Origin of the sequence: Rhodohalobacter mucosus, assembly GCF_003150675.1 — a bacterium.
GTDB lineage: Bacteria > Bacteroidota > Rhodothermia > Balneolales > Balneolaceae > Rhodohalobacter > Rhodohalobacter mucosus.
Genome location: NZ_QGGB01000002.1, coordinates 320331 through 336101 on the forward strand (window position 1 = coordinate 320331; position 15771 = coordinate 336101).

The window sequence follows — 15771 nt, forward strand, 5'->3', positions numbered from 1 at the left end:
CTATCGGCAGGTAATATCAATGACTATCTTTTCTGCGCTTTTTTAAATCCTCAAGAAGGTATACTTCGGCGGAATACCCGGTTGTCGCGGCGCTAGCTATTAATGCAGGGTCTGCGTGCATTGAAACAGGGTCAGCTTTGGGGAAGTCATCCCAATTGTAAAAAATTCTACAGGGCAGACACTCTGCTGTTAAGTTCATACTTTCCATGCATGAGGATTTATTTTGTAAAGCATCGAGCGTATTCATGAAAGTATTTCTTTCGCTGTATTTAGTTGTCGGGCTGACATGTCTTGCACATTCACAAACCATTACCGTAACAGATCAAAAAACGGGAGAGCCTCTGGAAGGCGTGGTGCTGATGAGTGTACGTTCAGAGGCAGCCCTCATCACCGATGCGCGAGGTGAGGCAGATATTTCTTCTTTAGAAGGGGCAGAAACCATTCTGATACGGTCTTTGGGATATAAAACGAGGACCCTCAGCTTTGGTCAAATCGAAGATATGAATTACGAGGTTGCCCTGGAACCGTCCATTTTGAACCTGGATCAGCTGGTGGTTTCAGCCACAAGATGGCGTCAGACTTCAGGAAATATACCCCTGAAAATTGTTTCTGTTACACCGGAAGAGCTGACTCTCCAGAATCCGCAGACAGCCGCTGATTTATTGAATGTTACCGGAAAGGTATTCATTCAAAAGAGTCAGCAGGGAGGCGGGAGCCCCATGATACGCGGGTTTGCCACCAACAGGCTCATCTATACAATAGACGGTGTGCGAATGAATACGGCAATTTTCAGAGGGGGCAATATCCAGAATGTGATCAATCTTGATCCGTTTGCCATCGAAAATACCGAGGTGCTTTTTGGCCCGGGTTCGGTCATTTACGGCAGCGACGCAATCGGCGGGGTAATGAGCTTTCAAACACTGACTCCGCGGCTTTCGCCTGATGATGAACTGCTCTTGACCGGAAAAGCGGAAACACGATTTTCTTCTGCCAACAACGAGCGTACCGGGCATTTCGATGTGAGTATCGGCCGGAAAAAGTGGGCTGCGGTAACAAGTTTCTCTTCGTGGGATTATGACCATTTGAGGCAGGGCAGCCATGGCCCCGATGATTACCTCAAGGGGTTCTATCCGCAGCGGCAGGACAGCCTTGACGTGCTGATTGTTCAGGATGACCCCCTTTTACAGATTCCCACAGCCTACTCTCAAATCAACCTGATGCAGAAAGCACGGTATAAACCCAACGAAACCTGGGATTTTCAGTATGGGTTTCATTTTTCTGAAACATCCTCCTACGGACGATACGACCGGCATCAGAGGATCAGAGAAGGAACTGCACGATACGGTGAATGGAAGTACGGCCCGCAGAAATGGCTGATGAATAATTTATCCGGGCGGTATACGCAAAGCAATGCAATTTTCGATCAGCTCTCTCTGAGAGTGGCCCATCAATCATTTGAAGAGAGCAGGATCAGCCGCAACTTCAATGACGATACCCGTCAAAGACGAATTGAAAATGTAGAAGCCTACTCTGCAAATCTTGATTTCACCAAAAATACCGGCACCAGAAACACGATCTATTACGGGATAGAGTATATTTTGAATGACGTGACGTCAATAGGCCGGAATGAGTTCATTTTTGACAGCGTAATAAAACCCGATTCCATAAGCAGCGGACCCAGCCGGTATCCGCTGTCAACATGGGAATCCCTGGCCGCTTATGCGAATACAGAGTACAGGCTTTCAAGTCGAATTACATTCCAGGGAGGCCTCCGGTATAACCGGTTCATGCTGGAATCAGATTTCAGCAACAACGCAGACTTTTATCCTTTCCCATTCAGAACTGCAGAAATAAATAACGGTGCTCTTACCGGCAGCATTGGAGCTGTTTACAAACCCGATGAACGTTGGGTCATCAGGGCAAATGCAGGCACTGCTTTCCGTTCGCCCAACGTGGACGATGTCGGTAAAGTGTTTGATTCCGAGCAGGGTACGGTTGTGGTGCCCAACCCCGGTCTTGAAGCAGAATATGCCTACAGTTTCGATCTGGGAATCGCAAAAGCTTTCAGGGGCCGTGCAAAACTGGACGTTACGGGGTATTACACCATTCTGGACAATGCAATGGTACGCAGGGATTTTGAAATAAACGGGCAGGACAGCATCCAGTACGATGGTGTTCTAAGCCGGGTGCAGGCTCTCCAGAACGCCGCTGTAGCAAGGGTGTATGGTGTTCAGGCAGGAGTAGAAGTCAGGCTGTATGACGGATTCAACTTCCTTTCGGATGTGAACTACCAGTCGGGTGAAGAGGAACTGGATGATGGCAGCATCAGCCCATCGCGTCACGCGGCGCCCCTCTTTGGTATGAGCAGATTGAGATACGAACGAAACGGCCTGATGCTTGAACTCAACACGATCTATCAGGGTAAACGGGCTCACGAAGATCTTGCCGTCAGCGAAAAAGGAAAGGAGGAAATCTATGCACTGGATGAAAACGGAAATACCTACTCCCCGGCCTGGTACACGCTTAATTTCAAATCCATGTACCGGCTTTCGGAAACATTCAGCATGAGTGCGGGAATAGAAAACATGACCGACCGCAGATACCGTCCCTACAGTTCGGGTTTATCTGGCCCCGGCAGGAATTTTGTTCTTTCGTTGAGGGCGGAGTTTTAAGGTCGTTTCTTTGTAAAAAATGATCTGATTTCAACTTATGAATTGGTTAGAAAGTGTCCCTCCGTCGGCTGACGGAGGGCAATGGGGGATGATACTTGTGGACTCAAACCACAAAATTATCAATCAGTCGCATCAACGCTCCGTCAATCATCCCCATGTCCGGCTGCGCCGTCCTTTCCCCCTTCTCCCATAGGGATCCCTTTGGGGAAAGGGGGACTTTTTCCTAATTCAACCGAATGGTGCTGCGCTCAATCTCCCTGATCTGTTCTGGAAGGTCGCCTTCGAAAACCTGTACCAGCCGCGCAAACTGCGCATCTATCTGAGCTTCCAGATCAACATACACCTCATATTGCTGACGCGTAGGCCGGCCATCCCCCGTAGCTACCGTGCTTGCCAGAGAGGCCAGTTTATTATTCAGCTTAATCGGATAGTTGAGAACGTCCTGGCTGGATTCTGCTTTCGTTTGCATCAATTCGCCCTCCACATCCGCCAGCACGCTTAGCACTTCATTCGCACGCTCCAGGAGTTCGGTATTCTCTGCGTTGTCCGATTTCAGATCGTTAATCTGGGCCCGCACATCCCGGATTCGATTAATCGTTTTGTGTGTGGTATCCAATTTGGCAATGATGGTTTGGTGCAGATCAAACTGAGCCTGAAAATCCTCCTGCGTTGTGTCAATACGCGGATCCTTGGTTAGTTCAAACGTCTGTTCCGAAACTACCTCATCATCCACAAGAAGCTGCACCATGTAGGTGCCGGGAATGGCTTTTGGTCCCGTTGTAGAGCCGGCCCAGAGGATCTGCCGGCCTTCAATATTTGTCGCACCCGGATAGCGCATATTCCACTCAAATGTATTGTTGCCCTCTTTGGTTGTCAGTACATCCGAAGGAACATCATGTTCTTCTTCGTAGAATTCATCCGACTCTTCTACCGGGTCCCCCTCAAGGGTCTCCAGATTTGAAAAGGTTCTGATTTCAGTGCCATTCGATTCAAGGAACCGGAGCTTCACTTCATCTTCAGGTACACTGTTCAGGTTATAGTATACCACAACGCCATCTTTCGGATTTTCTCCCAGGGTGACTCCCGGCCCAATATCGCGGTGACTGCCAAAAAGATAGGTGGTTTCCGGTTTAAACAGGTAATAGTCGGAGTTTTTGACTTCATCACTTAATTGATGGAGAACAGACAGATCATCCAGAATCCAGAACGATCGCCCCTGTGTTGCAACAACCAGATCTTTATCCCTTGCATGCACGGTGAGGTCGGTGATTGGAACAGCCGGTAAGTTCAGCTGAAGAGGCTGCCACTTATCACCATCGTTAAAGGATACATAAACCCCTGTTTCGGTACCTGCATAGAGCAGGCCCTCCCTGTTGGGATCTTCCCTGATAACGCGGGTAAAATCTCCTTCCGGTATACCGTTGTTTATTCTGCTCCAGCTTCGCCCGTAGTTGTCGGTTTTGTACAGCATCGGGGAAAAATCGTCAAATTTATATCGCGTGGCTGCCAGATACGCTGTTCCCGGATTGTGCGGGGATGGATCAATGATGCTTGCCATAGCTTCCGGCATTCCATCGGGGGTAACTTCCGTCCATGTTTCCCCGTTATCCCGGCTCACGTGAATAAGCCCGTCATCGGCGCCGGCCCACAGCACACCCGGCTGAACCGTAGACTCCGCAAAGGTGAATACGGTATTGTAATACTCCACACTGGTGTCGTCTTTTGTGATCGGGCCGCCTGATTCACCCTGCTTCGACTTATCATTTCGGGTAAGGTCATCACTGATGGTTTCCCAGCTCATTCCCTCATCCCCCGATCGGTGCACGTACTGCGATGTGGCATACAGTACATTGGGGTCGTGCGGAGAGATATAGATCGGAAAGGTCCACTGAAACCTGTATTTAAGATCTTCTGCACCGGCACCCATCGGATTATCCGGCCAGACATCGATGCGGTCGCTTTGATTCGTAAAGTCATTAAACTTGTTGAAATATCCGCCGTAACTCCCGCCAAACGTAACATTCGGATCCTCAGGATCGGGTGCGATATATCCGCTTTCTCCACCGGCTACAGGCGCCCAGTCTCTTTCAGTGATTCCGGATCCTGCCGTTCTGCTCATAATACCGACGGTACTGTTATCCTGCTGTGCACCGTATATTCGATATGGGAACTGGTTATCCGTAATCACCTGATAGAACTGTGCCGTGGCATATTTGTAATAGGATGACCAGCTTTCGCCGCCATTGTAGGAAACCTGTCCGCCGCCGTCATCAGCTACCACCATGCGGTTTCCGTCATTAGGAGAAACCCACAAGTCATGATGATCTCCGTGTGGTGTGCCTATCCGCTCAAAGGATTCTCCTCCATCGGTGGATTTGTAGAAACCGACATTCAGCACATATACTTCATCTTCGTGATTTGTGCCGGCAACAACGTGCGTATAGTACCATGCACGCTGGCGCAGGTTACGATCGGCTGTAGTACGCGCCCATGTTTCACCGCCGTCGTCGGACCTGAACAGTCCGCCGTTTTCGTTTTCGATAATCGTCCAGACACGGTCTGAATTTAATGGAGAAACGGCCACCCCGATCTTGCCTGAAATACCTTTCGGCAGCCCCGGCCGGTTGGATATATATTCCCAGTTTTCTCCGCCATCCGTGCTTTTGTAAAGACCGCTTCCTTCGCCACCGCTCGACATCTCCCAGGGATTTCTATAGGCTTCCCAAAGAGTGGCGTACAAGATCCGCGGGTTGTTCGGGTCTATTTCGATATCAACAGCACCGGTTTTATCATTATGATAAAGTACACGCTCCCAGTTTGCTCCGCCATCCGTGGTTTTGAAAACACCTCTTTCAGAGTTTCCCTCGTTGCCAAACGTGTGTCCCAAAACGGCGACCCATGCTGTATTTTCATCGTTCGGGTGTACTACTATTTCGCCGATGAAATGAGAATCACCAAGCCCGATATGTTCCCAGGTCTTTCCACCGTCCACTGATCGATACGTCCCATCTCCGGCAGACATATTCCCCCTGATACAGGTCTCACCCATGCCGGCATAAATAACATTCGCATTGGACGGTGCAACCGCAATGGCGCCAACTGAACCGGTTTTGAAGTATCCGTCAGATACATTATGCCAATTTATGCCGCCATCAGTGGTTTTGTAAACTCCGCCACCGGTAAATCCGGTATAATACGTATGCGGTTGATCTTCATGGCCCGCAACGGCTACAGAACGGCCCCCGCGAAACGGACCAATGTTGCGGTACTCCAGCTCCTGAAAATGTGTGTGTTCGTAATCCGGATTTGATATCTCTTCGCCATGTCCGAATATCTGCGCCCGGGTTGTTGTTACAGAACCCAGCAGAAGGAGTGATACTGCAAACGTGAATAGAATAGAGAAGAGGACCGATTTATTAAGGCTGTATAGCATTTTATTTTATACTCATTAGATATTTGGTTAGAAAGGCTTCTTAAAATGTATAAAAAATAATGTGGATTGCTCGTAAAAAAATGTGAGCGCATTTTTAAACAGCATGACTTTCCCGAGGGGATCCCTCACGGGGCGAGATAAGGGATTGAACTTAAAAAGTCCCCCGTTCCATTACTAAGGCGGTACTCCCCTCAAGGGTGACCCCATTACCCTGCGGCCTCCCCCGGGTGGCTTCATGACAATTTTTTTCAAAACAATCGGCCCCTCCTTTCGTACATTCACAGGTTGAACAACAAAACCATAGCAAGCAAAACGATAACAAACGACCCAAATCTATCCATGAAATACCGAAAACTTCTATTTCTTATGGCTGCTCTGATTCTGGCTCCTGCCGCTCTTACAGCACAGGATTCAGAAAGCAGTGATGATGATAATGCGTACGCAAAAATGATCGAGGGTGCAGAAGTCAGTGAAGGATTTTTCACCTTTTACCAGAAGGATGGCAAACTCCTGATGGCTGTATCAGAAGACCAGCTCGACAGTGATTTTCTTTTAAATTATCAGATAGCACGAGGCATCGGCTCATCCGGCCTTTACGGTGGAACCATGCTCAATATTTTCGAAGCTGAACTTGTGGCTCTGCGCAAACAGAACGACCGCATTATGCTGGTGAACAAACCGCACCGCTACAATGCGGAAGCCGGCACGCCGCAGGCCCGCGCCGTTGATCTTACCTATGGTGAGTCCATTTTAGAGACGGCCAAGGTTGAGGCTACCAATGAGGATGGCATGATGCTGATTGATGTTCACAGCTGGTTTGTGGGCGATCTGTCCAACATCAGTCAACGGATACAGTTTGCACTCTCTTCACGTCCCGGACAACCCGGACGCGCCTCTCTCGACCGCGACCGCAGCTTTGTTGAAATGGTTGAATCGTTTCCCGAAAACAGCAATGTTCAGGCCATGCTCACCTTCCGCAATCAGGAGCGCTCAGCTCCGCGCACGGTACCTGATTCCCGGTTTGTACCGGTCTCCATCTTCTATTCCATTGCCAAGCTTCCGGAAGAGCCGATGAAACCGCGCATGGCAGACGATCGTCTCGGCTACTTCATGACGGTGCACAAAGACTTTACCGAAACACAGGAGGAGTTCTTTCAGCGTTTCGTTAACCGCTGGAGGCTGGAATGCGACGGCCCAAGGGATGCGGAGGGCCTCTGCGAACCCAAAGAGCCCATAGTCTACTACCTGGAGAACACCATTCCGGAGCGATACCGTCAGCCTATGATGGAGGGCGTTGAAGCCTGGGGCGACGCATTTGAAGAAGCAGGTTTCAAAAACGCTATCCGCGCTGAAATGCTGCCCGATTCTGCCTCTGCAGGCGACATCCGCTACGCAACCCTGCGCTGGAACGTCTCCGATCAGCCGGGTTACGGAGCCATAGGACCTTCTGTTGTGGATCCCCGAACCGGAGAGATCCTCGACGCCGACATGCTATACGAAGCCAACATGTTTCTGGGGCAGGTGAACACGTTCCGCAATTTTGTGGAGCCACAGGAAGCCATCAATGAAATTTATAACGTTACCGCGGAAGAACTCGAGTTGATGAAGATGGGCGTTAAAACCGAGTCTTTCTTTACGGAGATGGGCACCCAGACCAACCTGGTACGCACGGCGCTGATGGCAAACGGCCTTCTGGAAGCCGGCGCTCCCATGCCGGACGAGTTTGTGGATCAGGCCACGCGCTGGGTAACCATGCATGAAGTGGGTCACACGCTCGGACTGCGACACAATTTCCGGTCATCCACGGATACGCCGGTCAACAGGCTGCACGACACCTCCTTTACCGGCCCTCGCGGGGTGTTCAGCTCCGTGATGGATTACCCATCACCCAACATTGCGCCCAACGGCGAGGAGAACGGACACTTTTACAACACCGGAGTAGGAAGCTATGACCGATGGGTAATCAGCTACGGTTACACGCCCGATGATGACGACGCGGAAGAGATTGCGCGCCGGGCTGCCGAACCGGGCCACGCCTATGGCAGCGACGAGGATGCACGCGGTTCCGCCGCCATCGATCCGAACGTAAACGTCTTCAGCCTGAGTGCCGATCCTCTCGCATGGGGACGTCAGCGGGCTGATTTGATTCGAGGCATGCTCCCTGTTCTTCCCGACATTGCCCTGGAAGACGACATGCCCTATTACGAAGTTACCGATCTCTTTTCGAGCGCATTCTTCCAGTATGCGAGGGCGCTCGCTCCCAGCGTGAAGTATATCGGCGGACAGTACCAGCATCGCGATCACATCGGTGATCCGAACGGACGCATGCCGTTTGAGCCCGTACCCCTTGAGAAGCAGCGTGAAGCTCTGAACACCATTGTGGATTATGCGTTTGCCGAAAACGCCATTCGTCTGCCGCAGGACGTCTATCAAAAATTCGGAGCCAACCGATGGAGCCACTGGGGCAACAGCAATACCTACTCGGGCAGAATCGACTTCCCGCTTCACCAGACCCTTCTGGGTGTACAGAGCAGCCTTCTGAGCCAGCTCTTCAACCCTGTACGCCTCCAGCGAGTCCGCGATACTGAGGTGAAATTCGGCGCTGAAAACACGGTAACCATTCCCGAGCTGATGGATACGGTAACCGAAGCGATCTGGAGTGAAGCCTGGAACTCCCCCGGAAGCAACATCGGCAGCAACCGGCGCGATCTTCAGCGTGCCCATCTGGATGCAGTGATCGGCCTCGTTACGGATGCACCCAACGGCACACCGGCTGACGCACGATCCGTTGCGCGACTGGTGCTTCAGGATCTGCATGAACGTCTCGAGCGGCGCCTTGCTCCGCCGGCTTTCGATTTTGACACCTATACCCGGGCACATTTGGTGGAGTCAAAAGAGCGGATAGAGCGTGCACTGGAGGCAGGACTCAGTCTTGAGAACTGATTGAGGGCTGATTCCCGAGTCAGCACGTGATCATACCATACTATAAAACAAAAAGGCCTCACGGATTTGATCTGTGAGGCCTTTTTTCATGGTATAAATCCAATTAAACGACTATTGGGTGTTGACGTCAGTACGAGTGAAGAGATCGCCTTTCAGACATTAGTCATCATATTCATCATCGTCATCGTCATCATCGTCGTCATCGTCGTCGTCATCGTCGTCGTCATCGTCGTCATCACCATCTCCTGCGTTGTTTTCAGAGGGCGGCAACATGACGGCGTCTATTACGTGAATTACTCCGTTTTTAGCAAAAATGTCGGTTCCGGTGATTTGAGCAAATCCGTTCTCCTCGTTTCCAACAAAGAAGCTTTCTTCGCCGTCAACGATTTCGCTCTTCACTTTAATAAACATTTTCTGCAGAGATCGTATCTGATCTGAGTCAATCACATCTTCCGCCGGCCGATTGCCCGGAGCGACGTGGTAGAGCAGGATATCTTTTACAAGCCCGCGATTCTCATCGACAAACAGCTCTTCTGCCGTAAGTCCGAGAGCATCAAGCAGGGCAACAAACGCATCATTGGTAGGCGCGAACACGGTGAACTGACGATTGCCGCTCAGTTCATCATCCAAACCGGCAAAAATTACAGCCTCGGTCAGAATTGAAAAATCATCTGTGCTTGAAGCAATATCAACAATGGTCTCCTCCGGACGTTCGCCGTCGTCGTCACCATCGTCATAATCATCATCGTCTTCTCCGTCGCCCGCATTGTTTTCTGATGGCGGCAGCATTACAGTGTCAATTACATGGATCACTCCATTGCTGGCTTCGATATCGAGAGCTACCAGTTTGGCATAACCGTTTTCTTCGTTGCCTACAAAGAAATGCTCTTCGCCATCAATAATTTCGCTCTTCACTTTAATGAAGGTTTCCTGTAATGAGCGAATCTGGTCGGAATCAATCACATCTTCCGACTCACGATTGCCATTGGCAACATGGTAGAGGAGTGTTTGGGTAACCAGTTCGCGGTTTTCCTCAGACAGAAGCTCTTCTGCGGTCAGTCCGAGAGCATCAAGCAGTGCCACAAAAGCGTCATCGGTTGGTGCAAATACAGTAAGCTGCTTTTTGCCGCTCAGTTCATCATCCAGCCCGGCAAAAATTACAGCCTGTGCAAGAATTTCGAAATCTTCATTGCCCGCTGCGATGTCCAGAATGGTGTTGTCGGATCCGGGTTTTTCACCCTTTTTTAATGCTTCTGCTGCGGATGCTGTCTCTGTATCAGAAAGTGTGGAATAACTGTCAGTTGTATCACAAGATGAGAGAACAAACAATGCAGATAACAGAATTATCAGAGATTGTATCTTCATGGTAAATTAATTTTATGTTTTGGAAGGTATTTTTATTGAACTGCTGTAAGGGTATCAACCTCTTGCGGAAGTGAAATGTTCCATTTCTGAGCTGATCTGAAAAATTTTATTCATTTCATGCATTGCGGTTTAAAAATGATTGGATTTTCTGTCTGTCATTCATGCATATTCCTTCAACCTGTTCAATAATCCTGTAAATCACGCAATCATATGGCGGAGACACTTCGCGGCTTTATAATCTACCTGCTACTTTCTGTTGTTGCAATTTCGTGCAGTACGTCATCTGAACCTGCACCGGGTCCATTTTCCGGACCCAATCCCTGGCCCGAAATCCGCCATGAGAGAATTGAGACTCTGCTGCCGGAAGCCATGGAGCGTGCAGGAACGGAAGCCTGGGCCGTTCTGTGCAGGTCGAACAATAACGATCCGCTGGCACGGCATGTGGGATGCGAGAATGCCGTTGCACCGGCTGTATTCCTATTTCAGCTTCAGGATGGTGAACTATTTTCAATTGTCTTTACCCCGCCGGGGGAAGCGGAGGCGCTGCGGGATATCGCTCTTCATGACAGTATTGCGGTGGTCAGCCGGTCGCCCGGAGCCCTTGTTGAGGCAGCCGATTATATTAACCGCCGGGTTCGGGGTAACCTGGCACTCAACTACAGTGAAACCAATGAGCTTGCCGACGGACTGAGCTACTCGCAGTACACCCGCTTCACCGATATGCTGATGCAGACCGTCAAAAACCGCATTGTCTCTTCCGAGGAGCTGGTGTATGAATGGCTTTCAGTAAAAACGCCTGCTGAAGTGGAGATTTTAAGAAAGGCGGCTGAATTGACCTCAAAGTGGCAATATGAAGTCTATGACATGGTGGTACCGGGTGAAACCACCGACCGGGATGTGGCAGGTTTCCTGGAAACCAAAATGGCTGAAGCAGGTGTTACGGATGCGTGGTCGCCGGACCAAAATCCGAACGTAAATTCCGGCCCTGACCGGGGCCATGCCCATCCCACAGATAAGGTGATCAGCCCGGGGGATGTTATTCAAATTGACTTCGGTATCCGGGTGTACGACACCTGGGTATCGGATATTCAGAGATTTGCCTATGTACTGGCACCCGGTGAAACGGAGGCACCGGAAGAAATTCAGCGCTACTGGAGCACGGCTCGTGACGGAAACCGGATGGTGTTGGAGGTGATGCAGCCCGGAATCACGGGAATCGAAGCGGATCGCGTTCAGCGCGACTGGATGGATGAAAACGGCTCTATGAATGTTATGTGGAATACGGGTCACCCGGTAGGCTATGTGGCCCACGATATCGGGCCAAGCCTCGGAGGAGCACAGCAAGGCCGTGATCCCCATCCGACGGCTTTTCGCGAACTGCGTGCCGGCAACGTATTTGCCTACGACGGTTTCTACATGTGGGAAATCGAAGGGGGAACCAAAACCATATCCGTTGAGGAGATGGTTGTTATTACGGATAACGGAGCCGAATACCTGACCGAGCCTCAAAATGAATTGATTTTGATCCGGTCGGATTAACCCTTTTCACGGGGCTTTCATCCTGAACAGTACAGGTATTTAAGTGCTTTACTCCGTTCCATGGCAGAAGTTACAATAGCGCCAGTTCATCATGACGGATGAACCCGCCCAGGTACCCTGTATAAATCAGATAGGCAGCAGCAGCCAGCGCAACCGCCAGGGAGACCCATATAAATACCTTAAAGCCTTTTCTTTTTTCGTTTTTAAAATAGGTTAACCCAGCGACTCCGCTGAGCGCTGTCAGCAATACGATCCACCTGGCTGTTTCTGCCGCATGCTCGTGATCTTCCAGAACGTCATGATCGAACCATGAATAGCCTTCCACGATCTCTTCCGCATTTTCACCTGACTGGAAGGTGATCACCACAAACACCCCTGCAATAATAAAACCTATGAATGCAAGCTTTCTGTAATCCGCATTGTCAGAAACCATAGCCCATACCAGGATAAGCAGGGATAATAGTGTGACGATTATCGGTACGTGGTTTGCGATAAGGTGAAGATGTACTGCATCCATAAGAATCCTCCTGTTTGATTGAACATATCATGAGCCGCAATCAGGGCCTGACCATGTTTGCCGTGCCCGCTCCGGATTATATGTGTTTATGCGAATTGCAAAATGATAACCTACCCTGATAACCCCCTCCGCGAAGTTTACTTCATGAGAAGGGTAAAACTTTACCATCGAAGTATTGTTATGTTTGATCTTCTTTCTTGTCAGTTGAAAACGTTTTTTTAGCTGAGTCAAGAGGCACATCCCTTCCTTTCTCCATCCAGTGATAGATTGTCGGCAGAACGAGCAGAGTCAGTAATGTTGCAGTTATCAGTCCGCCAATCACCACTGAAGCCAGCGGCCGCTGCACCTCGGAGCCCGGACCTGTATTAAAAGCCATCGGGATGAACCCAAGACTGGCCACCAACGCGGTCATGAGAACCGGTCTCAGCCTGTCGGCGGCACCCTCCAGCACGGCCTGCCTGAGCGGCTGACCCTCCTGGCGCAGTTCATTGAGATGAGCCACAAGCACAATTCCATTCAGCACAGCCACCCCAAAAAGGGCCACAAAACCGATGCTGGCAGATACGGAGAGATAGAGTCCGCGAATCCAGAGAATGAAAATACCCCCCGATAGGGCAAGAGGAAGATTCAGGAAAATCAGAAACGTGAATCGAATGTAGCCGAACATCAGATAGAGCAAGCCCAAAATAATCATCAGCGATAGAGGCACCACAATGAGGAGGTGCTGCATGGCACGCTGCTGATCCTCGAAAGCCCCTCCGTATTGCAGAAAATAGCCCGGCGGAACATCCACATTCTGATCGATAACCTCCTGCAGGTTGGCTACATACGAGCCGATATCAATACCGCTGATATTAATCCCTACGATGGTTCGTCTCCAGTTATTTTCCCGGGCTATTTCGCGTGGGCCCTCTTCGGCATGGATTCTGGCAACGCGGCTTAAGGGAATGAACCCTCCTTCAGGAAGACGCACCTGCGTGTCTGCAATTTTTGAAAAAGAGTTCCGTGTCTCCTCCGGCAGACGAACCACAATGTCGAACCGTCGCTGGCCTTCGAAGACTTCACTGACCACGGATCCGCCAATACCCGTCTCAATTACCTGCTGCACATCATTGACATTCAGGCCATATGCAGCAACCGCTTCCCGGTCTATATCAATATTGAGGTAGGGCTGACCTATCGTTTGTTCCAGGAAGAAGTTATCGGTTCCCTCAAGATTACCCAGAAGGGATACAATATCAGTCCCCACCCGGTTCAGTACGTCCAGCTCCTCCCCAAATATTTTTACGGCAATATCCGACTTCACCCCGCTGGTCAGCTCGTCAACCCGCATCGCTATCGGCTGGGTGAAATTGTAGGCCAGCCCCGGCTCCGTCTCCAGGTAAGGCCGTATCATCTCAATGATATCCTGCTTGGTTACACCTTCCCTCCATTCCTCCATGGGCTTCAGGATAACCCATACATCCGTTTGGTGAACGCCCATCCAATCGTTTGCCAGGTCGGAGCGGCCCGTTTTCGGAACCACTGTTTTGATTTCCGGAATATTGGCCATCAGTTCACCGGCAAACCAGTCAGCATTTTCAACCGATTCATCAAGCGTAACCGACGGCATCCGGATCTGCTCAACCAGGATCGATCCCTCATCCAGTTCGGGCAAAAATTCTGTACCGAGAAAGGGCGCCAGCACAAGAGAAGAGGCAAAAACAACCACGGCCGCGCTAATCGTTACCATCTTATGATCGAGACTTTTCTCCAGAAATGACTGGTACCTTGGCTTCAGCCAATTGATAATGTAGTTCTTTCTGACTTTCACACCCTTCCGGAACAGAAGGGCCGACATCGCTGGAATGTAAACCAGGGCCAGAATAAGGGATCCGAAAACGGCCGTTGCCACCGTAATGGCCATAGGCCTGAACAGAATACCCTCCATGCCTGAAAATGTCATGATGGGCACATAGACCATCAGAATGATCAGGACACCAAAAAATATAGGCCTCGCAACCTGATGGGCCGCTTTTCTGATCACATCAATTTTTCTCTTTTCACCCTGGTTCTGATGAAGGCGGTGTACCACATTTTCAACCATTACGACCGAACCGTCTACAACCATTCCAAAATCGATAGCTCCCAGACTCATAAGGTTCGCTGCCAGGCCGAACTGCTCCATACCGATAAAGGCAAAAAGCATGGAGAGCGGAATCACGGAGGCTACAATGAGTGCACCGGTAATTTCGCCCAGCAACAGAAGCAGCACCGCGATGACAAAAAAGCCTCCCTCCACGAGGTTGATGGTAATCGTATTGGTCGTGCGGTCAACAAGGTCGGATTGATCATAAAACTTCTCGATCCTTACATTTTCCGGCAGGCTTTTATTCACTTCTTCGATCCGCTCATCGATAGCCTGAATCACTTCCCTTCCGTTGCCCCCGCGCAGCATCATTACGATTCCGGTTACCACTTCTCCATTGCCATTCTGTGTTACAGCACCCTGGCGCAGCTGCCGGCCAAGGGTAATTTCGGCCAGGTCCCGAATGTATACCGGACGCCCGCCCGGATTTGCCACAATGATATCAGCAATGTCCTGCTCTCCCGAGATCTGCCCGAAGCCGCGAATAATGTACTGTTCCCGGTTGTGTTCCAGAAAATTCCCCCCGGACACACTGTTATTGGCGGAAATCGCATCCACCACATGTGATAGTCCGACTCCGAAAGTTCGTAGTTTTTCTGGCTCTACAAGTACCTCATACTGTTTTACGAAACCGCCGAATGAATTGATCTCGGTTACACCGTTAACCGTTTTCAGCTGTGGTGCGATGATCCAGTCCTGGATGGTTCTCAGTTCGGTCAGCGAGTAGCCGTCGCCCTTTACCACATACTGAACTATTTCTCCCATCGCTGTCGATATTGGCCCCAGTTGCGGGGTATCTACGCCCTCCGGAAGGTCTTCCGCAATACTTTGCACGCGCTGGCTAACAAGCTGCCTGGCAAAATAGGTGTCTGTTCCCTCATCAAACTCGACGGTAACGGCAGACAGGCCAAAATGGGAAATCGACCGTACCTCTTTCACGTCAGGCAGGCCGTTCATGGCCGTTTCAATAGGATAGCTGACGAGCCGTTCCACATCATAGGGAGAGTACCGCCCCGCTTTGGTAATCACCAGCACCTGCTCGGGCGTTACATCGGGGAGTGAGTTGATGGGGATTTCGGTCAGGGCCCTGAAACCCGCAAAAGCCATCAGCACAACCAGTGCCAGCGCAATAAATTTTTGTCTCAGGCTAAAATCGATGATCCCCTTTAACATG

Annotated in this window: 8 protein-coding genes; 3 read left to right on the forward strand and 5 right to left on the reverse strand. The window is 50.4% G+C overall.

Features of this window, described 5'->3' with window-relative positions; all coding sequences use genetic code 11:
• Nucleotides 1-16: 16 nt before the first annotated feature.
• Nucleotides 17-247, reverse strand: a complete 231-nt coding sequence (locus tag DDZ15_RS02390; RefSeq protein WP_146198491.1) for a hypothetical protein — start codon at nucleotides 245-247, stop codon at nucleotides 17-19.
• Between DDZ15_RS02390 and DDZ15_RS02395 the strand changes: the two genes are divergently transcribed.
• Entirely contained in the window at nucleotides 246-2672 is a 2427-nt protein-coding gene (locus tag DDZ15_RS02395; RefSeq protein WP_109644798.1) for a TonB-dependent receptor, read from the forward strand. The genes DDZ15_RS02390 and DDZ15_RS02395 overlap by 2 nt on opposite strands.
• Before the next feature lie 223 nt (nucleotides 2673-2895).
• Here the strand turns inward: DDZ15_RS02395 and DDZ15_RS02400 are convergent, their stop codons facing one another.
• Complete coding sequence (locus DDZ15_RS02400) at nucleotides 2896-6105, reverse strand: WD40/YVTN/BNR-like repeat-containing protein (RefSeq protein WP_109644455.1); 3210 nt, start codon at nucleotides 6103-6105, stop codon at nucleotides 2896-2898.
• Between the two features lie 339 nt (nucleotides 6106-6444).
• On the opposite strand from DDZ15_RS02400, the gene DDZ15_RS02405 reads away from it, so the two are divergent.
• Nucleotides 6445-9048, forward strand: a complete 2604-nt coding sequence (locus DDZ15_RS02405; RefSeq protein WP_109644458.1) for a zinc-dependent metalloprotease — start codon at nucleotides 6445-6447, stop codon at nucleotides 9046-9048.
• A gap of 159 nt (nucleotides 9049-9207) precedes the next feature.
• Here the strand turns inward: DDZ15_RS02405 and DDZ15_RS02410 are convergent, their stop codons facing one another.
• A complete protein-coding gene (locus DDZ15_RS02410; RefSeq protein ID WP_109644460.1) occupies nucleotides 9208-10413 on the reverse strand; it encodes a fasciclin domain-containing protein in 1206 nt (401 codons plus the stop codon).
• A gap of 210 nt (nucleotides 10414-10623) precedes the next feature.
• Between DDZ15_RS02410 and DDZ15_RS02415 the strand changes: the two genes are divergently transcribed.
• On the forward strand, nucleotides 10624-11952 hold the full coding sequence (locus DDZ15_RS02415) for a M24 family metallopeptidase (protein WP_109644461.1): 1329 nt from the start codon (nucleotides 10624-10626) through the stop codon (nucleotides 11950-11952).
• A gap of 70 nt (nucleotides 11953-12022) precedes the next feature.
• Here DDZ15_RS02415 and DDZ15_RS02420 read toward each other — a convergent pair whose 3' ends face one another.
• Nucleotides 12023-12469, reverse strand: coding sequence for a hypothetical protein (locus tag DDZ15_RS02420; RefSeq protein ID WP_109644463.1), 447 nt, complete (start codon nucleotides 12467-12469; stop codon nucleotides 12023-12025).
• 178 nt (nucleotides 12470-12647) lie between these two features.
• A complete protein-coding gene (locus DDZ15_RS02425) occupies nucleotides 12648-15770 on the reverse strand; it encodes an efflux RND transporter permease subunit (protein ID WP_109644465.1) in 3123 nt (1040 codons plus the stop codon).
• Between the last annotated feature and the right edge of the window lies 1 nt (nucleotide 15771).

What these genes read in the sequence shown, in the direction of transcription:
- DDZ15_RS02405 (WP_109644458.1), top strand. Translation starts at nt 6,445, where the DNA reads ATGAAATACCGAAAACTTCTATTTCTTATGGCTGCTCTGATTCTGGCT.
- DDZ15_RS02410 (WP_109644460.1), bottom strand. Translation starts at nt 10,413, where the DNA reads ATGAAGATACAATCTCTGATAATTCTGTTATCTGCATTGTTTGTTCTC.
- DDZ15_RS02425 (WP_109644465.1), bottom strand. Translation starts at nt 15,770, where the DNA reads ATGTTAAAGGGGATCATCGATTTTAGCCTGAGACAAAAATTTATTGCG.
- DDZ15_RS02420 (WP_109644463.1), bottom strand. Translation starts at nt 12,469, where the DNA reads ATGGATGCAGTACATCTTCACCTTATCGCAAACCACGTACCGATAATC.
- DDZ15_RS02395 (WP_109644798.1), top strand. Translation starts at nt 246, where the DNA reads ATGAAAGTATTTCTTTCGCTGTATTTAGTTGTCGGGCTGACATGTCTT.
- DDZ15_RS02390 (WP_146198491.1), bottom strand. Translation starts at nt 247, where the DNA reads ATGAATACGCTCGATGCTTTACAAAATAAATCCTCATGCATGGAAAGT.
- DDZ15_RS02415 (WP_109644461.1), top strand. Translation starts at nt 10,624, where the DNA reads ATGGCGGAGACACTTCGCGGCTTTATAATCTACCTGCTACTTTCTGTT.
- DDZ15_RS02400 (WP_109644455.1), bottom strand. Translation starts at nt 6,105, where the DNA reads ATGCTATACAGCCTTAATAAATCGGTCCTCTTCTCTATTCTATTCACG.